The sequence below is a fragment of the Paenibacillus sp. P4_A9 genome (assembly GCF_056402415.1).
On the sequence record NZ_JBFUHL010000034.1, the window covers coordinates 44,443 to 65,980 of the forward strand.

At 40.9% G+C, this 21,538-nt stretch carries 20 protein-coding genes and 1 pseudogene; 1 reads left to right on the plus strand and 20 read right to left on the minus strand.

Features of this window, described 5'->3' with window-relative positions:
* Window positions 1–32 precede the first annotated feature (32 nt).
* The 3 genes from AC1DVJ_RS20055 to AC1DVJ_RS20065 all read right to left on the minus strand — a co-directional run bounded on the left by AC1DVJ_RS20055 (window position 33) and on the right by AC1DVJ_RS20065 (window position 3,742).
* A complete protein-coding gene (locus AC1DVJ_RS20055; protein ID WP_477592988.1) occupies window positions 33–2,111 on the minus strand; it encodes a VirB4 family type IV secretion system protein in 2,079 nt (692 codons plus the stop codon).
* On the minus strand, window positions 2,086–2,970 hold the full coding sequence (locus AC1DVJ_RS20060; RefSeq protein ID WP_477592989.1) for a hypothetical protein: 885 nt from the start codon (window positions 2,968–2,970) through the stop codon (window positions 2,086–2,088). The genes AC1DVJ_RS20055 and AC1DVJ_RS20060 overlap by 26 nt, the downstream gene beginning before the upstream one ends.
* A 394-nt stretch (window positions 2,971–3,364) precedes the next feature.
* Complete coding sequence (locus AC1DVJ_RS20065; protein WP_477592990.1) at window positions 3,365–3,742, minus strand: hypothetical protein; 378 nt, start codon at window positions 3,740–3,742, stop codon at window positions 3,365–3,367.
* 286 nt (window positions 3,743–4,028) lie between these two features.
* Here AC1DVJ_RS20065 and AC1DVJ_RS20070 point away from each other — a divergent pair, with 286 nt between their 5' ends.
* Window positions 4,029–4,529: a hypothetical protein gene (locus AC1DVJ_RS20070; protein ID WP_477592991.1), complete on the plus strand. Its 501-nt coding sequence runs from the start codon at window positions 4,029–4,031 to the stop codon at window positions 4,527–4,529.
* A 22-nt stretch (window positions 4,530–4,551) separates the two neighbouring features.
* Here the strand turns inward: AC1DVJ_RS20070 and AC1DVJ_RS20075 are convergent, their stop codons facing one another.
* The 17 genes and pseudogenes from AC1DVJ_RS20075 to AC1DVJ_RS20155 all read right to left on the minus strand — a co-directional run bounded on the left by AC1DVJ_RS20075 (window position 4,552) and on the right by AC1DVJ_RS20155 (window position 21,318).
* Window positions 4,552–4,947: a DUF6908 domain-containing protein gene (locus AC1DVJ_RS20075; protein WP_477592992.1), complete on the minus strand. Its 396-nt coding sequence runs from the start codon at window positions 4,945–4,947 to the stop codon at window positions 4,552–4,554.
* 95 nt (window positions 4,948–5,042) lie between these two features.
* The gene (locus AC1DVJ_RS20080; RefSeq protein ID WP_477592993.1) at window positions 5,043–6,482 is read right to left on the minus strand and encodes a phosphoadenosine phosphosulfate reductase domain-containing protein; all 1,440 of its coding nucleotides are present in this window, start codon (window positions 6,480–6,482) and stop codon (window positions 5,043–5,045) included.
* A 17-nt stretch (window positions 6,483–6,499) separates the two neighbouring features.
* The gene (locus AC1DVJ_RS20085) at window positions 6,500–8,140 is read right to left on the minus strand and encodes a hypothetical protein (protein WP_477592994.1); all 1,641 of its coding nucleotides are present in this window, start codon (window positions 8,138–8,140) and stop codon (window positions 6,500–6,502) included.
* Window positions 8,141–8,355: 215 nt separating this feature from the next.
* A complete protein-coding gene (locus AC1DVJ_RS20090; RefSeq protein ID WP_477592995.1) occupies window positions 8,356–9,525 on the minus strand; it encodes a hypothetical protein in 1,170 nt (389 codons plus the stop codon).
* Window positions 9,526–9,613: 88 nt separating this feature from the next.
* Complete coding sequence (locus AC1DVJ_RS20095) at window positions 9,614–10,129, minus strand: hypothetical protein (protein WP_477592996.1); 516 nt, start codon at window positions 10,127–10,129, stop codon at window positions 9,614–9,616.
* 214 nt (window positions 10,130–10,343) lie between these two features.
* Complete coding sequence (locus tag AC1DVJ_RS20100) at window positions 10,344–11,072, minus strand: single-stranded DNA-binding protein (protein WP_477592997.1); 729 nt, start codon at window positions 11,070–11,072, stop codon at window positions 10,344–10,346.
* Between the two features lie 58 nt (window positions 11,073–11,130).
* A complete protein-coding gene (locus AC1DVJ_RS20105) occupies window positions 11,131–11,802 on the minus strand; it encodes a Sak single strand annealing protein (protein ID WP_477592998.1) in 672 nt (223 codons plus the stop codon).
* Window positions 11,803–12,050: 248 nt separating this feature from the next.
* The gene (locus AC1DVJ_RS20110; protein ID WP_477592999.1) at window positions 12,051–12,665 is read right to left on the minus strand and encodes a DUF1643 domain-containing protein; all 615 of its coding nucleotides are present in this window, start codon (window positions 12,663–12,665) and stop codon (window positions 12,051–12,053) included.
* A 377-nt stretch (window positions 12,666–13,042) separates the two neighbouring features.
* Window positions 13,043–13,309 (minus strand): hypothetical protein, encoded by a 267-nt coding sequence (locus AC1DVJ_RS20115; protein WP_477593000.1) that lies wholly within the window; start codon window positions 13,307–13,309, stop codon window positions 13,043–13,045.
* A gap of 469 nt (window positions 13,310–13,778) precedes the next feature.
* Complete coding sequence (locus tag AC1DVJ_RS20120; protein ID WP_477593001.1) at window positions 13,779–14,423, minus strand: hypothetical protein; 645 nt, start codon at window positions 14,421–14,423, stop codon at window positions 13,779–13,781.
* Between the two features lie 49 nt (window positions 14,424–14,472).
* The gene (locus tag AC1DVJ_RS20125; protein WP_477593002.1) at window positions 14,473–14,985 is read right to left on the minus strand and encodes a hypothetical protein; all 513 of its coding nucleotides are present in this window, start codon (window positions 14,983–14,985) and stop codon (window positions 14,473–14,475) included.
* A gap of 50 nt (window positions 14,986–15,035) precedes the next feature.
* A complete protein-coding gene (locus AC1DVJ_RS20130; RefSeq protein ID WP_477593003.1) occupies window positions 15,036–16,544 on the minus strand; it encodes a protein kinase domain-containing protein in 1,509 nt (502 codons plus the stop codon).
* 145 nt (window positions 16,545–16,689) lie between these two features.
* Window positions 16,690–17,109: a PadR family transcriptional regulator gene (locus tag AC1DVJ_RS20135; protein WP_477593004.1), complete on the minus strand. Its 420-nt coding sequence runs from the start codon at window positions 17,107–17,109 to the stop codon at window positions 16,690–16,692.
* Window positions 17,110–18,608, minus strand: a pseudogene (locus AC1DVJ_RS20140) (AAA family ATPase). It abuts the gene before it with no gap.
* A 17-nt stretch (window positions 18,609–18,625) separates the two neighbouring features.
* Entirely contained in the window at window positions 18,626–19,132 is a 507-nt protein-coding gene (locus AC1DVJ_RS20145) for a hypothetical protein (RefSeq protein ID WP_477593005.1), read from the minus strand.
* Between the two features lie 235 nt (window positions 19,133–19,367).
* Window positions 19,368–19,925, minus strand: a complete 558-nt coding sequence (locus AC1DVJ_RS20150) for a hypothetical protein (protein ID WP_477593006.1) — start codon at window positions 19,923–19,925, stop codon at window positions 19,368–19,370.
* 934 nt (window positions 19,926–20,859) lie between these two features.
* The gene (locus AC1DVJ_RS20155) at window positions 20,860–21,318 is read right to left on the minus strand and encodes a hypothetical protein (protein WP_477593007.1); all 459 of its coding nucleotides are present in this window, start codon (window positions 21,316–21,318) and stop codon (window positions 20,860–20,862) included.
* Window positions 21,319–21,538: the final 220 nt, after the last annotated feature.

A 21,538-nucleotide genomic window follows, 5' to 3' on the forward strand; every position in this document is an offset into this window, starting at 1 on the left:
CCTTGCTCACCTTTTTTTTAAATAAGGACATATTACCCCACCTCCGGAAGCAGTCCTTGCTCTTGCAACCAGTCAGGGTCCGTGTCGATAAATCGTCTCATTTCTTTGCTTACGGTTACCTTAATAAATGCTGAACTACCACCGACTCGCATGATTCCTTCACCGCGTGAGTCATCTTCTTCCCGCTCTGGAGGACGGCGGCATATAACCTCAAGCTCTCCTTCGGATAAATTGAAAATACTCTTCAATTGCAGCTTTTCATCAATAGAGATTTGCCCGATACGGAGGAATAAAGCAGTTGTAGCGTTTTTAACCAATGCGATTCCACTTGGATCTTCTAAGAAAGGGGTAAGGTCTTGCGTGATAATGTCGGCGCCAGCATTATACTTACGGGAGCGGCGCGCTAAATCCTCGATAAATTCCATCGCACCTGGAATTCGTTTCATTTTCCAAGCTTCTTCAATTTTAAGTCTCTTGCGGAATTTACGAAGGCTTGGTCGTTTAATGAAGTATTCCCATCCAAGAGTCGTTATGACAAGCATCATAATATCAAAAATACGCGAGCTTTCGATTGCTTTAATATTAAAGTTGATCCAGCAGACATTATCCAACATATTATCAACCGGCAGATCATCCCCAAAATTCGTTTGACCATCGATAAGGGCGCCATCCGGGAAATCACGCAAATATCCGCGAATAACGGTAAGAAGACGTTCAGCGTACTTTTCTTTTAAATCTTCAAATTCGAGAGTGTCCCAATCGACATTAATAGCACAATTTTTGAGTAATCGTCTGTACACATCAGTTAAGGTTCGCTCCGGTATACGCTTACGCACTTCTTCTACTTCGCGAGTATAACGGTTAAACTCTGGTACGAGTTCTGGTTCATAAAGTGTTGCAGGATCATCCGTGATGCCAGCATCATGGTAAGTATCGAGAATAGCTTTTTTTAGGTGAGTTTCTTCTTCACTTGACATTCCGCCGAGTAGGCGATCAAAAAATTTCAGAAGCTGGCCAATTTTAGGACCAAGCGGTACAATTACAATCGCTTTTTTTCGGCCGACAGCGTCTGTTATTTCAACCTCTTCTTCAGATATTGCAAATGGGTTAATGCAGACATTACCACCTTCGCGAATTTCCACTTCGCGTCCACCGAGGAGCCTGCATACAGGTCCATTCTCACCATCAGGGTCTATCGAGAATATCCGATATCCGAGGCATATCTGTGAACTAGAGATATATTTATTACTGAATGATTTTCCCGATCCACTTGAACCAACGATCATTGAGGAATAGTTATCAAGATACTTCGCAAAAACATTAAGAAATTCCATATTTCCTGAGTGCATGTTGACACCTAGGGGAACACCGCCGCTAAATGGAATTTCCGAACTGTAGAAAGGTGAAGCTGCCACAATTGCTGTGCGATCGAAAAACCTCCGATCGTTCCGGTCATCAATCTTGTTGTTTGCAATAGGTAACGTAGAAATATATCCACTTCTCTGCCTGTTATAGAGCACTCTAAGGAAATGATCGTTACCTAGCAAATCATCCTGCATGTGCATACCGACATTATCCAGTCCCTTTTCGTCCTTCGCGAAGACGGTAACAAGACATGTTCCCAGGAATCCATCGTTATAACCATCACTCAGCTCATCTATCAATCGACCCGCTGCATCTACCGACTTTTGAGCTTCCCGAGCTTCGATGTCGTTACCTGATTTGAGCATATTAATCAAACGCGTTCCTTCATCAGTAGCTGCATTTTTATATGAACGTATCGCTTGATTGCGTGTCAATTTCGTTATATAAAACATCATGTTGACGGGGCCAGAGCGATATAAAACATCAAGGGCACCTGTTGTTAAGGTTGTAGTTCCAAATTCAATAATAAATGAACGGAAAGGGTAAGCCCCTGCAGGACCGTCAAGAACATAACCAAGATCACGAGGTTGCACAGGAACTTCGAATCCCGTAGGTGCTACAAAATCAAAATAAGACAGTGTTGGCACAGGTGAGCCGTTTTTCAGATTTTGAGATTGCAGTTGACTAGAGTCAACGGGAGATGGTTTATTTTTGAATAATTTATTTAACAGATTTTTCAGCATCATTTATCTCCTCCGTTTGATCTTCCAAATCTTCATCTACAAATCTGTTTGCCGGACGAGAGTAGTCGGACGTTACAGTGTTTCCAAGACGTCCCGGATTATTTAATATTGATCTGAATCCCTTAACGGTACCTGACTGTTTATGTGTGGCAAAGTATTGTGACTCCAGTAAGTCCTCAATAGATGCAAGCTTGGCGACTCCTCCCATACGACCAAATCCGCCGACAATGGTAGATCCAAGTCGGTAAAATTCGTTTGTAGCTTTGGAATAAATGAGGTCGTCATCCATATCCTCGATCAATTTAGGTGGGTATTCTAAAATAACAAAAAAGTAACGTGCATAATTATATTCATCTGTGTTTTTCTGCCATTGCTCCATAAAAGGAAAAAACATGCCTTCAGCGTAGCGCTGAGCGATGGGTTGTAGAGATGGGAAAGTATCATAATATTGTTGCATCTGATCTACGAGTTCAATAGGGCGAGATTGCACAGAAATACCAAGCTTTACTTCTCGACCGGGGCCTAATGATAACTGGGCAAGCAGCCGCTCATAAGCGCGATCCGTATCTTCTTGTTCCATAATCGAACGCAACTGATAGTTGATTGGTTCCGTTTTAATAGCTCCTACGAATGTACGAATGTCCCCTTTTTGCTCCTGCTCGATTAGATAATCACCAACGATTTGTTTGACGCCGATTATATTCTTCCAATCGCCTTCTAATTCTCTAGTTTGAACAGTCGCTGTTTTGGTCTCTGTCTTCTTCTTTTTTTTCCCCACGGGAATGATTGGTTTATTGGTCATGACGCGATATATCAAATAACCAATRAGTCCAAGCCCCAAAAACATAAAAATATCACTCATTTAGAATCTCCTCCACAAACCACTTTCTTTTTTCTTATGTCGATATCTATATATGAGATGACGGTCTAGGAATAATCCGCTTTGTGGATGTTTAACAAACGAGAGTAGAACTGCAGGAACGAAGACCATCGCACACATGAAGAACACTACAAACGATAATGCAAATGGAAAACTCTCGTTATATGTATATTGAACTAACTGGATAAACGTAAGAAGTGCGATTGAGAAATAAGCGGTTTGCCTCCAAGAGAAGCTTAGTTCCCATATCTTAATAGGTCGACGTTCTTTTTCTGTGTCAAAGGGCATTGCTGTACGCATTACCAGATGACCCCCTTTCCTGTGACCCTAAAAATTAAGCCCTACGCTGGAGTAGGGCTTAATTCTGGAAGTCAGATTATTGGTTAACAATCCATCCAGCAAGAGCATTCATTTTTGCAAGAATGACTATACCGATACCGGCGGTTAATAGACAAGCAACTGCAATTGCCCTTTTCTGTGCGTTACCCATGGAGAAGCCAAGCATTATCGCTCCAACTACAATCGGAATGAGAATTAGGCCGATACCGATAATACGGAGATTGGTAACCCAACCATCTATCAGTTTGTTTATATCTGTAGGTGAGCTGCTACCCCCATTAAGGTTGGTCATGCTTGGTACAACAGCATTCGGTGCCGGCGTTGCAAATGCAGATGTTATTGCAATTAAGTTAAATGCGACAAATACTACAAACAATAGAACTAATACCTTTGAACTAAAATTACTTTTTTTCATCTGATAATCCTCCTAGATAATGTGTCTTAACCTGGTCTGCCCTCAAATTTTGCAAGTTCATCCTATATAACGACAAAATTTGCTAGAAATGTAGGAATATTAGCCTAATCTGCTATCTATCATATACCATCCCCCCATAATCTGACAATGCCTATGTGTGCGAAATACACACATAGATAGCTCATAATTTACATAATTATGAAAATATATATTGAAAACCTAATCCCTGAGACTTATAATAGGGAATACAAACATATGTTTGTAGGGAATAGGAAGGGGGAAACTTATGCTAGATCAACTATTCTACCAAGTAAACAAGAGTCTATATGCAGCTGGACCAGACTTGGCGGTCATCAGCGTGTTTGTCTTAATATTATTGATTGCTCAATATTGTGTGATTGCCCTAAAGGTAAACCGATTGCTTCATGCTGGGATTGCCGTGTTCGTACTTTTTCTAGTGTCGTACATTCCCTGTGTAATGTTTCCACAAATATTAGAAGGTATTTATCTAAAGTCTGGACTAATAACGCCTTGGTATCTCCAGGCTGTTCCAGAGGTGATAATCTTTCCTACGCTATGGCTACCTGCAGTATTGGTTCCGGTAGCTGTTTGGACAGTTTGTGTGATGGTCTCAGATACCCTACGTGGGAAGCCACTTTTGACAAAAAATATCATCGGGCGTGATCACGAGAATGCAGATGAAATTAGCAGACAAATGTTTGAGCAATGGCGTTTAGAAAAGATTGAAGATGTGCGTATGAAAAAAGATCCGGCCGGGTTTCAGTAGAAGTCGGCCGTTTCTTTTTTTATTACTTCAAAACTCGGTTTTCATAAGAAAAACCTTGATCAAGCAAATTCGTTAACCATGTTACAAGAAATTCGTTGAGTTCTTTTTGCTCGTGTACATCAACTATACCGTTCTCATCGTATGCATCGTGGTAAATGAACAAATCCTGATAAGTGGCTGCGTTTGCTGTCTCATCTTCAATATCAATAACGATTTCCATATCCGGATCTGAAACAAGATCACCGTTTAACGTGTAATAGTGCGTCATACTTATGCGGTTTGTACCGATTACTTCAATAACCAGATCCATATATGGTGCCGATCGAAGTTTGGTGGAATCCGCTTCTTCTAATAAAAACCTCTTCAAATTACCACCTAGTAAATGATTAATCTTTGAATAACGATCACTTGCGTTCATGTGTATTCCTCCAGTAGTCCCCTCTCACACCGAGAGGACAAGAATGTTAACTGTCATGCCCGGTGTGAGGGCTCTTACCTTATGGAATTATTAGATTAGATATTGATGTTACTTTTTAGCTGAATTTCTTTGACACGCTTCCTGTCAGCGCTGGGTATCCAAACTTTATCTTCAAAAAGGATATTGCAGCGTTCCTGAATTGCAGCAAGCTCGATTGAGTTAACGTCATAGACGCGCTCCGACCATTCGCTTGCATACGTGCTATCCTTTTCGTTGAGAATCCCATTTGGCTTGAGCGAAAATAAGTCGTTCACTGGAATAGCTATTGGAGTTAACTCTTCCCTCTTAAGGTCAAAGCCTTCTTTCTTCCAACATTCCAAAATAAATGCGATCTCGTCTTCGTCGAGGATTTGAAATCCATCTTCTATATATCCACTTACAAGTTCTGCGTGAAGCAAACCTTCAAGCAACATCTTTCGGCCTACGATGGATATCGGACCAGGAGTATAGTTCCAAACGCTATCTTCACATGCATCATAATCAAGCTCATGATACTCCATCTCACCATCAAGCTTCCTATGTACCCATTTACGGAGCGGGAGGCGGAACCTGGCATCACAACGCATATCGTATAGAGCGACTTTCCATTTGTAGAGAGGAAGAACCTTGGTATCACCTTGGTTATAAAGGTTTGCAAGCATCTTTTCCTTCCGTCCGACGTAGCAGCACGTGTAGCAGCCAAAGCGACTGCCTCCGCAGCTAGAAGTCTGTTTACCTGTTGGTGCAGTAAGTTCACATTCACCACCATTACTAGCGTTGTAGAGTGCGAGCAATTCACTTGCCTCTGATCCCCATGCAAGCTTTCCTCGATTGAGAAGATAACCCCATACATCATCCGTCTCAAAATCTACGATAGGGTGATATACGAGGATACGTGGATGATCCGAATGACGAGCGAACTTGTCATCAAGAGAATGCTTGGCAATGCTCGTCTTTCTCTTAGTGCTTTCAGAATTGCGAACCCCTAGGAACATGATGGCATCGTATTCATCAAGTACCATTCGATCAGCCATGATGCGATTCACAATTTTCGTTACTACTGGGTCGAGCTTCGTCTTGTCAGAACACCACCTCCAACGGCTCGATTCTGTGGGTGGTGGATTGCCAAAGCCGAGCACCTGAGACAAAAACCGTTTATCCATATCTGGTTCTGAAAGATGGACATAGATGGGTAGATTCTGCTCTACAGCAGCCTGCTGAATCTTTCGCACGTAATTTCGCACGTGATTTTCAAAGGCAGGTATCTCCACGCCTGTGACGCTAGTGACCACATGAAGTGGCTTTGTACGTGCTTCAGGCGGAAGCTCCTGTATCGCACGCCACAGTAGGTCCAATTGCATGGAACTATCTTTTCCATACGAGGTTGGGGCGATCCATACACGGGTGTCCCTCATATACATGACTTTTAGTTCGTCAATGATAACCCGAGAATTCGCATTTGCATTCTGTTCTTCTTGAAGTTCAAAAATATTCATCACCGTTCCGCCTCCTCTCATATTGGAAAAAATAATTGGCCAGTTTCTTGGTCAATATAGTATTCCAATGGAGTGAATGGAGTGGGAGTTAAGACGGCAGTAGCAGGCTGTTCTGCTTTTTCTGGAGTAACAGGCAAAACATCATCGAAGTACAGCTCGACTGCTCTTAGAAACTCATAATCCTTCGGATAGACCGGTGAATCATATTTGGCGTCCAAGAATGACGATTGGATTCCCTTTACTTCATGTAAATAAAGCTCAAAGGAGCGGGCAAAGACTTCGGTTCGACGGAGATAATAATCTGCGTTGTACTTTGTTTTGCCTTTCCATCGGAGAACAAAAGCGTCATCGTCCGGCAATTTAACGATTGCTCGAAGGACACATTGCTCGTACTTTTCGTACACGTCCAGGAAAGAGAATTGATCGCTAAGACGATCAAATTTCGTCCCAAGTTGATAATCAACTTGATGTGCACTTTCGTGCATGTAACTTGATATGCCGTCCAAGTCCACTAGAGTTGCTTTGAAGCCTGGAAAGAACAAACCAGAAGCCCGGTAGTTGCCCAGTTTGCGAATTCGGAAGCTATGATCAGGAGCCATCGGCAACTTAACAATGTTCGTCATACGCCTAAACTCCGATTCGATTTCCGTAAACTTTTCCAAGTCAACATCGGCATCGAGCTCAACCGTACCGTAGTGAGTTAAAAACGCATTACTACTCATTCGGTTTAGTGTTTTTAACGGTATATTCTTCTTAAGCTGCCAAACTCTTGCGTAAGTATCATTCGATTCTTCGCGATCATCTGCATCATCATGCAGGCTGCATACCTCCTGCAAAAATGGATAGAGTGCTAACTCATACATGGATCTGAGGACATTAGGGTCAGCAAGCATCCTATCCCACGCGCCATCAACCTCACAAAGTACATCCCATACGCCATTTGGAAAAATGTTGAATAGGTCAATAACTTTTTCGGCATCGGGGTCATGCACATCAGTGCAGAGATCCTGTACAAGTGTGATCAGCATCTCAGGTCCCAGTAGATTGAAAGAAGATTGCGTACTTCGTTTTGCATATGCAATCACCTTACGTGCAAGCTCTCTTCGTACATACTCCAAATGAGCTTGTGTATAATTCAGTAACGAATTTTTCAATAACACGTCGGTCAAGAATGACGGGACATCGACAAATTTGTAATATGTACCGATTCGAGTAAACCCCAGACTTGAACCGTGTTTTTTCGGTGAAATATCAACACCGATTGCACCATAGGCTTCATCATATCCAAGTATCCCATCTTTAACTAAGACCTTAATTCCAGTATTCTCAATGAAAGAACTGGAGGCTTTCGTAAGATGTCTAACAATCGCCATAGGGCTGTAAGTTTGAATTGTTTCCCTAATTGGCTGCATGCTGACTTGAACGGGACCGCAAGATACCTTTGCAAATAATTCTTCAGTAATAGGAATCTTCTTCATCCTACGCCGAAGTGCCTGATCTGCTATCTTCTTTTGTTCCGCGTAGGTATCTTCCCTAGAGATGCGGATTCGAAGATCACTAAAAATCTCGGAAATATTTCTTTGCTTCATACGCTCCTGAAGATATTCTTCCTTCGACTTTCTTACACTGTCGATGCGATTTAGCTCAGCAGTAACCATAAATATCATCCTCCTAAAGTTTGAAATTTGTCCGAAAACGACAAAAAACCCTAAGGGGAGCTTTACATGGGCATAGTTCGCCTATGTTCATATGCTCACCCTTAGGGCTGCTTACTTGCGTAAAGGTCGGACAAAAATTCTGCTTTTATTATATCACGCAGCCATAAAAATAGATAGAATTAAAAGAAGCCACCCAATTGGATGGCAATCTACTATTATGGTATGTCGTAAAAATAAGCTTTTGTCCTATCATCTGCTCGTTTAAGGTAAACTACCAGGTCTGTTTCCTTAATTTTCTCTAGGTAAGCACGGGCCTCTACTCCAACAAATGAGAGACTACTATAGATATGCTGCAACATTACCATATCTGTTGGTCTTTCACGCCAAAACTTCTTCATTAATACCGCAAAGTCATCTTCATCCCGTTCACGCAAATAGGAATGAAATTTCTCCAGTTCGTCCATGTTACTGCAAATCTGAAATATGTCATAAGACGACATATACGAGCGAATAACAAATCGGTCTGGCTGGGAAGCTGCTATATCAATAAAAAATCCCTTCCAAGGTTTACCCCAAAAAATTCCTGCCTTTGGAACAAAACCATTTGCAAGTAACGCCAACTTCATAATGCTGCGTTTTCTGACCACCTCTGCTCTTTCCAAGTAGGATTTCCCATTAGCAGGCGCATCACTAATTCTTAGAAGTTCGTCGTACTCTGTGTCGGTTATTTGCAGGAGGTATCGTTTGTCAATCCTCCTTGTACCGAAACTTGGCTCAGAATAGACTTCTATCGTCGTKTCTTCTTCACTGTGCTTATCAGGCTGGTGATAGTACATCCATAAGTGCTCATCACTATTTGAATCGATATTTAAATAATGACGAGTTGTTTTGTACTCTTCCCAAATAGAGGAGTTCCCTCCGATAGGATATACCCTTACGTAAGTAGTATTAACCTTAATATTGATTCCCGTATATATCTCATCTTCACTATCATCTATCGATGATCGATATGCATCGATTCCCTCGTCATAACGATAGGTAGTATGCTGAGAGTCAATAAAGGGATTCAACTGCTCTATAAGTGCTCTAGTGAAATAAGGATTCGAACTTCCATTTGAAAAACAAGTAAATTTAACATCATTTTTTGCCAGCAGGCTAAAAGTCGCCTGACGGTAAAATAGATTTGGGTGGAGTGGAAGTTGACGCTGCTCCTCCGCTACCGGTTCTTCCTCTTCAACCTCGGGCTTGATGCTTACTCTTTGAATGTCGCCTTTTGGGAAGGACAAGTAGGCATCATTCCGTGCCTCATCATACCTGCCTTCAAAACAATATTCGGATTCCTTTCCAGATTTCAAATATACAATGACATTCCATGACTTAGACATAGTTTCTTCCTCCTGAGAATAGCCCCCCAAAGGAGGGGGGCTAATAAATTTGGCTCCCCTCCAATGTTTGAAGGAATTACATTAAGTTTTAGATGAAAAGCTCAACGATCGAATAATCGGGATCAGCACTCCGATGATCTAAAGGCTGATACAGTAAGTTATGGATGTAGTTGCGTGTATAATCGGCACCGTGCTTTCTCAATATCCACTCGAAGCTAATGCTATCGAATACGACATGATCTAAAATTGCCAGATATTCATCGCCTCCATTCAATTGCTGTATCAATGCAAGATTCTCAAATATAAATGCATTACCAACACACCAATTCCCATGCCTAAACTTTTCAATGAGCTCATCTATGGATGAACATTCGTAAAAGCTACTGGAGCGGGTAAATGGCGGGTCAGTTGCTACACGAATCCAAGGATTTTGCATGCCTTTTAGATGCCAGATGTCCTTCATCGCTTCTTTGCCGCACAATGTGCAAAAATCGATGCTATGTACAACATTCCGATAAGACGGTTCATTGGAAGAAATTTTATGCCCGCACGAACAACATGAGCTTTTCTCTGAACCTTCTCGTAAAAATATGAGTTGCGACATATATATGTTCTCCCTTCGCCAGTTCCCCATTTAAACCGTGATTATACTGGGCTGGACGCATAATGTATTAAGCCATAGATTGGTTTCAACTAAGATTTGATAATCTCTGAAGTCGCCCAACAGGTAAAAGTTTTAGCGTTATGTCGGCTACCTCTAAGATCAAAAAGAAAAGGGGCGGAATAAGTAATATTCCGCGCCCTTTTCGATTAGTTGCTTATTGTTGCCATGGCATTTCGCCATTACCATTGGAATTACCTCTGCCACCACCGCCAGTACCCGCGCCACTATAGGTGCGATTACCGCCTTGGTTACCATAATTTCCGGAGTTGTTGTTACCGTAACGCTGATTACCGTTACTGCCAGAGTTTCCGTTACCGTTACCACTGGCTCCGTTACTGCCACGGTTTCCATTACCATAACTGTTGCTTCCACTGCTTTGGGCGCCACGGTTACTGGTAGTTCGATTTCCGCCACCTTGTCCTTGATTGGATCGGTTGCTTCCACCGCTGCTACTGTAGCTGCTACGATTACCATTGCTTCGTTGGCCGCTTCCATTACCTTGATTTCCGCCTTGGTTGTAGTTGTTGCGGCTGCCTTGATTGCTGCCGCTTGCTACCTCCTCTGGTGGAGCATCTAGGTACTGAATGCGATGGGCCACGATTTCGGTTACCCAGCGACGTTGACCTTTATCATCGTTATATGTACGAACCTGAATTCTTCCATCTACAAAAATTTTCCTACCTTTACGCAGATACGTATCTGCAGAAACTGCAAGGTCATTTTTGCAAACGATCGGGATGAAATCTGCCGTATTCCCATCATTAAGGTCTACAGTGCGATCAACCGCGAGAATGAAATTCGCAACTTTGAAATCGCCCATATCCTTGAAATCTGGATTATCGACTAGGTTTCCTACAAGCTCTACTACATTACGTTTAAACATATTATTTACCTCTTCCTTATCCTGACTTCCCTAAAAAGGAAAGTCCTCCGGATCATAATTACGATGCTTTGCGAATGTTCGTGGCGACAAGTTTACCAGCTTTCTCCTCGTAAAATACTTCACAAGGGTCACCTGGGTTCAGATACAATTCACCCAGCACCTGCATCAACTCACCTACAACGGCAACTTCGATAATCTCTTCACCAATTCGGATATCCATGATGAAATATGAACCCTTGGAACCCTCTTCAGCCCGTAGATCCATAAATATTGGGACCGGGAATTCTACTTCCTGATCGCCTTTGTTTCCTTCATGATTACCCTCAGGAAACATCATAGGAAACTCCTCACCCGCGTACACATAAAGACCGAGACCATGAAGCGCAATAGCCTTCACTAAGCAGCGTTGAATCGACGTGTTAATATCCATCGCTGTTGGCTCAAATAGTGTACCTCCAAATTCATCCATGACCGGTAACACGCTTGAACGCTTATCCCCTTCTACTGTGACTGCAACTTCAACGAAGTAGCCGATCTCAGTTTTAAGGTAAGGCAAGACGAAGTTATTGCGTTCATCAGGATAACGGATGATCTCATACGTAGATTCTGGATAGAGTCGCCTAAGTTCCGAGTAAGCAAAAACCCAAGAAACATAGTTCAATGAGTTATGCTTCTGTTCAATAAAGGTACCAAGATCCACGGTTGAAAGATTCTTGAATACTGAATTCAAGTTACTTCCTCCTTTCTGTAATTTACAGTCATATATAGAAAAAGCCAAAGAGAGACAGAGACACTGGGTCACTGAATTCCTTTAGCTTCACCTACCGAGAGAACGCAAAAAGCCCTACGTTTTCCTCCTTTTCAAGACGTGAATATGCCTTGACATAAGAGCAACCCGTAGGGCGCATAGACTTGAACAACTGGTGCTTAAATAATCATGTGTAAATGATAGCATATAAAATATGGAAAGACAACTAGTTACGAGAGTCGCTTTGGTTGATAGAGAACTAATTCTTCCCAATCATGCCAGGATGTATCATGAGCAGGATGATAGGGATAATTCCCATCACAAGGATGCATATATAACTCCTTTGAGTACTGTTGAAGTATTTGAACTACCTTAGATATTCGATTGTCATAAACCCGTTTAGAGCCGTTTATGTTGTTAAATCCACCCCAGCCTACGGCAATAAGATCTGTTCCTGGACGGAATTTTTTAAGTACCCGTTTTATAACTTTATCATTTGCATGGATGTCTGTTGTAGGAGCGACTATATCTAAAAATGAGTTATGGTCAACTTCTGATATATATGTAGCATACATACCGGCTAAGTTGAGAATGATCACCTTCGAATATTTTCGGACATAAAAATAATGACATACTTTATACACTGTTTTGTCGGATTGCATACGACCAAATTTCTTTCGCCCTGCTTGACTAGGGTTTTTCATTACTATATACGCAGAAGGGCCATCAATCGATCGTTCCTTAAACGGTATTTCTAAAGCATATCGAAAATTTGATTCATCTGTAAGAGTTGGAATTGTTTTTATATGTTCTGTGTCAATGTGTGGACCGAACCAATAATCCAAAATAACCGCCTCCGGGATAAATCTTCAGTGAAATAAAACATATATAATATTCTGTTTCATACTAGGATGGACTGACCGAGGAAGATTTTGTTAATTATGCATTAACATTCAACACATGAATCCCTAAATTTCCAGCGTATATACGCACATTACGGTCTAGAGAAAAAAAAGCTTTGAATCGTTTTCCAAACTCTCCTTTAGATATGCAGCAATTATAGTATGGTCGGGGTTTTCAATGTTTAGAGTGTACATGTTACCACCATCACCATATGTTTGATGTGTAGTTCTATTTACAACACAGGGGAGAATGCTTCTCAGTCCAGAACATCAGTACGCTTTTTTATTGCATAGAACAAATAGAAAAAACGACCTATGTTTCAAGATAGGCCGTTCTTAGTTTTTTTTCTAGTCTTATCTGTACTGACTGCAAGAGCGAAGAACAGGATCTGAAGTGGAACACAGACCCAAGTGATGGAAGACATGAGCCACGTAATTACGTTTCTTAAAATAGTAAGCGGGTTGAGCAATGCCCAGAATCCTTCGATCTGCATAAGCGAATACGTTCCATAGATTTCCTGTACTGTGAAGTTGAGTAGATTGATTACGAGAAAGAATATCGCCACTCCGCTAAAAAACTTGTGCAATGTGTCCACTCCTTTCATCGGATATTTTCTATACTATTCGTCTCCTTATCGTAAAATCCTTGTCTATCTTATGGTGTGTCCGGAAATATTATGTTCATGACTTCACTTTAGGACGCGGAATGTTTATGTAACAAGCGAATGTGTGTATCCAAAAGAAAAATTATAATACGGTTTTTTTTATGGAGTGCTGCCCATTCGTTGAGCGCTGCTGCAGGAGTCTAATAGTTTATTATCTCAGTTAACACTTTTATTTTCGCCGAACACTTGTCTTAATTATTAATTTTCGGGAATCCTTCACTCATTAGTGAAATACCATAATTCATTGCTTTCTTATTTTCTCCTACAAACATGTACCCAATCGAATGAAATTGAAATTGGTATTCTTGGCTATATATGTTCCCGATAATGTCACAATATGATAACTGTAAACTATATTTAAAATTGTTATCTTCTTGAACAGGAAAATAGATTAAAACTCCTTACTACTATTTGTTTGTATAAAATATGAATTTAAGTTTCCTGGATTCCCGCTATTTACATTAACATTGCTAGAACATTCCCCCATCTTTTCAAACAGCAGCTGGGTCGCCAATCCAAGTCCGATATTAGTTAGACGAATATATAAACTTTCATAACCAGCACTTCTCAAAGCTATTGCATCTTCATATGCAATTCTAGGAAGAACAGAACTTTCTTTAAAGTGAACAACAGTAACTTCGGGCTTTAGAAAACTCACCGTAGTATCAATAATCTCAAAATGAAGGAACGGAACTATAGGCAACCGTCGTGTTTCTCTACTATCTTTTTGTGCTATGACGATTTGTTCGCGTTGACTTTTATACGCTTGATAGGCTATCCAAAAAGTGGCAAGTGTAAGAAAAGGGACTGAAGAACCAGCAATCCAATCTCCTGCAGGCCCCGCATTTGTAAATGAAAAATGTTGATCATCATTAAGATACATATTACCAAGTAATAATGAAATTACAGGGAAGATTGCAGCTAGCAATAAGAAAACGTGAGTGAAAATAGGAAGGTCTTTCTTTAATGAAAGCCAAGCAAATCCTAAAACAACTAAGGAAATGTATAAAATAGAAGATGGTATTAACCCATTCAAAATAAATGCCTCCTAAGAGAATTTAGCGAAAATAACATTTTAGAGTTATTTATTCCTTAAGCAAATGCGCTGGTGCACACGAGGGAACATGATAAGGCACAATTAATCGTGGGAATCTCTTCATCGCTTCCAAATCCTCTAGTTTTAGTGGTAAATGGCATTTCTTACATAGAACATCCTCTGCAATTTTGCTTCGGATCCCTTTTTTCTCGTAGATACCTAGGTCCTCCCAACCCATCTCGAAACTATCAAATGAATTTCGATGACTTTCAGCAAATGCACGATCCACTGCATTTGCTACTCCGAGGGTATCGATTACACAAAACCCGTACCCGTCGCGGAATGTATCACCGAAGTAGATTCGAATGACGACTTTAACAAATGATTCTGTGACCTGGTACTCTCGTATCTCTTTTTTGTAGTGTTCACCACCTATTGTATTTGCACGATTTTCGTACCACTCAACCGGAATGTATTGTTTATTGCTATTTTCCCGGTGAGATAAAGGCGGACGATCAAATTTAGCTTTAAGTTTCGGCCACATTTCCTGCCAATTCCACATCGGACAGATTCTCCTCTCCTGTTAACTCATTTATCCGTTTGCATCGTCTCTTAAGTTATTATATCTCTCAATGCATTGAAATTGCTTTCTACGGAAGGATCAATATTTGCTAGAATTCTAAAACGGCTACATAGTAATGGATGGACGTAGATAGACTGAAGTATCTCCATGTATTCTCTAAATTGATCTGTATCTAATTTCGAATGGCGCGCGTCATAGGCAGCATTTATTTCGTGATTATAAATTGATCCCTTTTGCACAATTAAAAGAGAACCAGACAACCAACGAGTGATATGAGTGATATTAATATAGGCACCTATTTCATCATCATATTCATCGCCGTTATAGACTTCATACTCGCCATCCGTATTAAGTTTTAGCTCTTCGGACATATCATCCGAGTTCGGGTAAACATTACTTAGCTGTTCACACTCTAACCKAAAATAACTAAATCTTGGATCGTTATTCGGAATTTCCCACACCAATCTCTTTAATTTAATTACTTGTAACATACCAAATCCAAAATCTAATAATAGTATATTCTTCTCTTTTATCCAGTCAGGTCTACTAATATCAAGTAAATCTAAACCTCCACCTGAAGGTAGAAATGTGTGGTTAAAATTTAAGAGAGATAGTTGTTTTACAATGGTAATAACTTTTTCTTCATCTTTCCACATAACCGTACTTGGTTGAAATTGTTTGATAACTGACTCTTCAATAAATCCCCATAAACTCTTTGCAGATGTAGAAGTGTTATTAGCAATAGATTCCCAATCAACCAACCTATCTAAAAATTCCTGCATCATAGGTCGCTTTGATGGATCTTCAAACGTAGAATCTGATATTAATTTAAACAGCTCTACAAAGTGTTGCTTCGGATATTTTAGTTGCAACTTGTTATTCTCATAGTAATTGAACTGACCATCAAAAGCATATTCTTCTCCCGAGAGAACCATCCACAATGTTTTAGCAAAGGAATAAACATCAGCGGCTCTTGGATCATTTACTTCTTTAGGTAATCGCATTTCAGGAGCCATCGTCTTTCTATTGCCTAATGCTTCATTTTTTCTAGTTAGATCCTCTTTATCAGGGAAATCGATTAAGCCAAAATCAGCCAAACAGTATTGTCCATCATAATATAGAATATTGTCAGGCTTAAGATCTCTATGTGAATAACCTTTCGAATGTAATTCTACTAACACTTGTGCCAATTCCCTGAAAATACGGACTAGTTGATACAAATCTTGAACCCCTGCGATTTTCTTTTCCAGTGGAATTGCTACAGGCATAACAAAAAGATACTCTTTCGTTTCTTCACAAGGCAGCATAGAATTAATTATGGGTATGATACCTTTCTGACCCTCTAGACAAAGTTTCTTAACTGTATTAGCTTCAATTATAAATCGTTCTAGCTTTATTTTAGTAAACTCACTACCTGGATTTTTGTGTTTGCAAATTTTAACTGCTACTTCTTGACCATCCGGATCTCTCATAAGGCGAACCCAGCCATTTCCACCCTCACCTAATTGTTTAATCAACTTGTAATTATTTAGGCTCATAGATGTCCTCCTCGAGTGATCTTGATAGCTTTTCACGTTTTCTATTTCCTTTGTACTCTTTCTACATTTCTTTATTAACAAACTATAAAGTTTTCGTATAAATTCCAATCAGTCTCCCCCTATTTACACTTCAGCATGTTATTAGTTACTCGGTTTTAATAAAATTGATTTTGCCAAACTTATCAATATAACTGTGCAATGATTTATAAAAATCTAGCGCCTCATTGACTTTGTCAGGAACACTTTGTAGCAACTTTTTAAAGTACTCAATACCTGTATCAGTTATCTTGCAATAATGGTTGTGGCGCTTATCCTCGTTGTCCCAATAGCGTGTTATATAACCCTCTTGCTCCATATAGTCTAATCGCTTTGACATATACGACACGTTTACGCCGACACCCTGTAATTTCTTTACCATGATCTCATCGAGCTCACGAACATACCTGGGCTGTTGAGAAATCTCCGCGAGTACGAAAAAGTCAATGAACTCCTGAACTTTTAATATGCGGCTTACTTTGTTCGTTTTATTAACTGATTCGAACGGTCGTTTTCTATGCAATACCATTTATACACATTCCTTTCTCGTAATACTGATTGCATGTTGCAGCGCGCTGCTAGTTAAGACTTCCTCCTGCAGGAGGATCGGTAATAACGACTCCACACAATTTCGTCTTTCGTCTAAACAGGAGCGGGTTTGCTCCATAAGATCATTCAGAATGTTCTGGCATTCGGTCATGCTAGCTTCTCGAGTGAGCATCTCCATTTTGACAATACCCAGTTGCGTTAGTCCTGATTGAATCATCGTTTCAACAATCTGCAGAGCATGATCAAAGTCCTGACGAGAGCCTGTGCTTCGTTCTCCGTAGAATAATTCTTCAGCTGCGGCGCCGGCAAGAGATATCTTAATTTGTTCTTCCAAGTACGTTTTGCTATATACGTACTTATCTTCATTCGTATTGTGGCGAACGTAACCCATGGCCATACCACGAGGGGAAAGAGAAACTTGATTAACGGATCCAGGACGAATAGTTTCGGCAATGATTGCGTGACCCAGTTCATGAAAGCAATTCGGCGACGATCTGTTTCATTTGATCTTCGATCGTTAGTTTCTCCAAGTAACACTTTATCGATTGCTTGGGTCAAGTGGGCCTGTTCAATAGTTACTCTCTCTTCACGAAACGCGTACACCGCAGCTTCATTCATTAGACTTTCTAACTGTGCTCCGGAAAATCCAAACGTCTGATCTGCAATTAAATCAAGCTGTACATCAACCGATACGGGTTTGTTCTGAGAATGGATAAATAGAATTTGCAAACGCCCATTTTTATCTGGCAAATCTATTTGAATTTGCCGATCGAACCGACCTGGTCTCAACAAAGCATCATCCAGTATATCTTTTCTGTTCGTCGCGGCGATCATTAGAATGCGAGGATCATGGCTGAATAGTCCATCCATCTCGGTGAGCAACTGATTTAGTGTCTGATCTGCTTCTTTTGCTTGATAAGTACCATCACGTTTTCCGCCAAGTACGTCAATTTCATCGATAAAGATAATCGCGCTCTGTTTTTTCTGCTTTTTAGCTAACTGATGTGCTTCTTTAAAAAGCCCACGGACACGGCGAGCGCCTACCCCTACATACATTTCAACAAAGTCACTACCAGACGCATATAAAAATACAGAATCTGTGTAATGGGCAGATGCCTTTGCAAGTAGCGTTTTCCCTGTGCCGGGCGGACCTGTCAACAATATACCTTTTAGGGGACGAATGCCATAGTGTTTCAAATTGTCTCCATTAACGAGAAAATCGAGAGCCTCCTTCAGCTCTCGTCTTGCCATTTCTTGTCCTCCAATTTCATCAAATGATAATAGTTCTGGCATTTTCGTAGTCCCGGCTGCCCCGATCATTCCGCGCCCAAGAAAGAAATTAATTAAGACGAAGGCAATAAAGATGGATGCCAATGCCGTTATCATGGCTAGCGGATCTACTTCGACTACAAGGATAAGGTACAATACCAAAGAGCCAAGGGAGCCGACAATAAATTCTTTCCAATGTTTTTTGAACAACGTAGCACCCCTATGTCTTACGAATTTCGAACAAACTGCATGAATTTCACGTTGCTGGAGTTTGACATTGTTATGTATATATGCCGATCGTCTACATCGACTTCCGTATGAATACTCCCATCATGGGGGATTGCTTTAAGAAGATGTGAGATTTCCGAGTAACGCTTACTGTCAATGGCTTCTGTTACCAATAAACTTGCCGAGGACCAGAATGCGTTTAGTGATTCGTCGGGCACATTTGTAGGCTTCATGTAAAGTTTCCGGCCACGGACGACTGAACTTAAATCTTCATTGATCTGAGCGTATATGTCCTTAATACTTGACTGTGGGCTGAACTTAGCTTGAATAACTATCGAACTATTTCCTACTTGATAGTTATACGACTCGATACCGCTCAGGTGGCTCAAGCTGCGTTCGATGGGTACATTGTAGACATAGTGTTGAAATGTTAGATGCGCAGCCGCTAACAGAAGCGACGTGCCCATAAAACTAATGATGGTTGGCCAAAAGCGTAACGAGATCATAAACAGCTCCTTCTACCGTACAACCAGTTGCCAATTCTTCCGGAGGAAATAACCGCCGTTGATCCAAACTGCATCCGCATCAAATTTTTCGATAAAACCACCATATTCGATTAATTCCCCATGTCTGTGTATATCGGTCCATAATCGAAACCAGATTGCATTTTGAAAATCAGTATCAGATAGAAGTTGTTTACCTTTTGCGTACGCGGAAGGAAAATCTCATATGGATGTCCTCCTATTCATAAGTACTTAAATCATATGGGACAAGGAGTGCGTCATTTGATGTTTTAACCGCATCAATGTACCAGGTTTCGGGAAGGGATAATATTTTAGAAACGAGAAGCGACCAGAGTGCATGTTCTTCTGAACTGAACTTGTCCCACGTGACACAATCAGCAGGATCTTTCATCCGCTCATGCGAGATGATGTGGTGGAACCAAATAATCGGTTTACCTTGTGACAAACGTACCGAAGTTCCAATCCGATAATGGTGAGCATCCTCCTGGCCGGTGAGATAGGGCACAAGAGAAATATAGAGAAAGAATTCTGGCGACCCGCTCCGTACTTTGGAGAAGCGATCCGCATCCCAAAAAGATAACAGTACCCGCTCCGCTTCAAAATCATCACCTAGCGCATCACAGAGGTATCGATAGGTCTTCTCATCAGAGAGAACCATAGACACAGCCTCTGCTGCAGCTCGCAATCCGAACGCCTCCTTCACAATCGGGAATATCTCAGAAGCATTCCCTTCTCGGACCGAACGGACAAATTGTAATAAGACTTCTTCATTCATCAAGACAGGTCATCCTTCCTATGTAATGTAAGGCATTCATCAAAGAGAGAGGGAACAGCCAGCGAACCTCATAACACCAAATAATGACAATAAGAACCTTTGTTCCATTCTAATATATAAGAGAGCGATCTGTCTATACTTGGATATGAGTGTCTTATTACAACGCCTTATGAGGTAAGGCTTTTCTTATTATCTCTTCCGCGTCCGTATGCCCGCTTGACAGTCCGTGTCTCTCCCCTGCTCACTCATCTTTGATCTTCATTTTCCTCTCCCGTGCAGCCGGATCCCGTTCCCGCACTTTCGACCCTATATCCTTTCCTCCTTGCCCATCCTAATTCGCTCCTTTGATTTATTACTTTTAGTACAATGCTCCTTCACTAATTTTTCCTTTAGATTTCAATATCGTTTCCTTTGATCTTTCCGTTGAAACCGATTTTCCGACCCGCGCCGCCGCCCTGCCGCCCTGCCTGACTTTCGTACCCAGGTACGTAGGATCAAACTAGTTTTCATCGATGGTATCTAGAAGAACGGAACAGAAAGGAAATAGGGAGAATTCGGAAGAGACAAAATACATAAAGAGGTTTCAAGGGTGACGGAAATATCGAAAGAAGGAGTCTGGAAGCGGGTGGCAGGATACGGGATGGTGTCGAAGGTAAGGACGTAGAAGCGGGGCGGGCAAGGGGTTGTAATAAGACACTCATATGCTATGATTAATAGTTTAACATCAACTATTAATAAACTATTACTGTTGGTGGTGGTGGTTGGGATCAATAATAAGAACTTTGATCCAAAAACACGAACGCCTCAATTTTAGGGGTTTTTAACCATTTAGGGTTAGTAATCACCTGTTTTTCTCTTATCGTTATGACTGACTATACAGTTAAAAAGCTCCCACAAAGGCTGGGAGCTTTTCTATGTATCACTTACATACTAATTACCTGGTTACTGATTGCTTCTTGGTTAATTCTTTATAGATAGTTCTGTACTCGTTGTTTTTAAAGTTTAATGCTACACAGATCTCATCATTTAATTCCTGAAAGAAACCGATTAGTGTGAGGTAAGCCTGCTGGGCGTTCATCGACAGCTCATTTTTGCCAGCGACTTTAATATGAAACGGCACCTGAGGAATCGGAAACCGTTTATCCATCATCGCAAACTTTGCGGAAATCATCACAGCCCATTTACCTTTTCCGATTTTACTTTCACTTAAATCATCGATGTATCTCACTCGATCAAAATTTTGGTGCAGCAGGTCTAAGATCTTTAAAACATAGTCTTTATCTTCGCTGTGGCGACGATTTAATGCCCTTCCAATTTTTGAGTCGTAAACAAATTCTTCTGCTTTCATTTTCATTAACAAATCCCTAGGACTAACGCTCGGACTAACGCTCATTATAATCACCTCCCAGTGACTAGCATATTTTCGTTTTCACTATTTATGCTTGTTGTTCACGATAATGCAGCTGTTAATTTCGTTGAATGAGTCCAATATCATTATAATCAGAGAATTCTTCGTTCAAGCCCAGCTGCTGAATACGGGCTAACTCTTCATTTAGGATGGTGGTAGTGGAGTGGTTATTAGAACCGTATAAGGGAAGGTTTCGTACCGATCT

Coding starts and splice junctions, on each gene's coding strand:
- AC1DVJ_RS20055 (WP_477592988.1), bottom strand. CDS start 2,111: ATGATGCTGAAAAATCTGTTAAATAAATTATTCAAAAATAAACCATCT.
- AC1DVJ_RS20065 (WP_477592990.1), bottom strand. CDS start 3,742: ATGAAAAAAAGTAATTTTAGTTCAAAGGTATTAGTTCTATTGTTTGTA.
- AC1DVJ_RS20070 (WP_477592991.1), top strand. CDS start 4,029: ATGCTAGATCAACTATTCTACCAAGTAAACAAGAGTCTATATGCAGCT.
- AC1DVJ_RS20075 (WP_477592992.1), bottom strand. CDS start 4,947: ATGAACGCAAGTGATCGTTATTCAAAGATTAATCATTTACTAGGTGGT.
- AC1DVJ_RS20080 (WP_477592993.1), bottom strand. CDS start 6,482: ATGAATATTTTTGAACTTCAAGAAGAACAGAATGCAAATGCGAATTCT.
- AC1DVJ_RS20085 (WP_477592994.1), bottom strand. CDS start 8,140: ATGGTTACTGCTGAGCTAAATCGCATCGACAGTGTAAGAAAGTCGAAG.
- AC1DVJ_RS20095 (WP_477592996.1), bottom strand. CDS start 10,129: ATGTCGCAACTCATATTTTTACGAGAAGGTTCAGAGAAAAGCTCATGT.
- AC1DVJ_RS20100 (WP_477592997.1), bottom strand. CDS start 11,072: ATGTTTAAACGTAATGTAGTAGAGCTTGTAGGAAACCTAGTCGATAAT.
- AC1DVJ_RS20125 (WP_477593002.1), bottom strand. CDS start 14,985: ATGTGGAATTGGCAGGAAATGTGGCCGAAACTTAAAGCTAAATTTGAT.
- AC1DVJ_RS20135 (WP_477593004.1), bottom strand. CDS start 17,109: ATGGTATTGCATAGAAAACGACCGTTCGAATCAGTTAATAAAACGAAC.
- AC1DVJ_RS20145 (WP_477593005.1), bottom strand. CDS start 19,132: ATGATCTCGTTACGCTTTTGGCCAACCATCATTAGTTTTATGGGCACG.
- AC1DVJ_RS20150 (WP_477593006.1), bottom strand. CDS start 19,925: ATGAATGAAGAAGTCTTATTACAATTTGTCCGTTCGGTCCGAGAAGGG.
- AC1DVJ_RS20155 (WP_477593007.1), bottom strand. CDS start 21,318: ATGAGCGTTAGTCCGAGCGTTAGTCCTAGGGATTTGTTAATGAAAATG.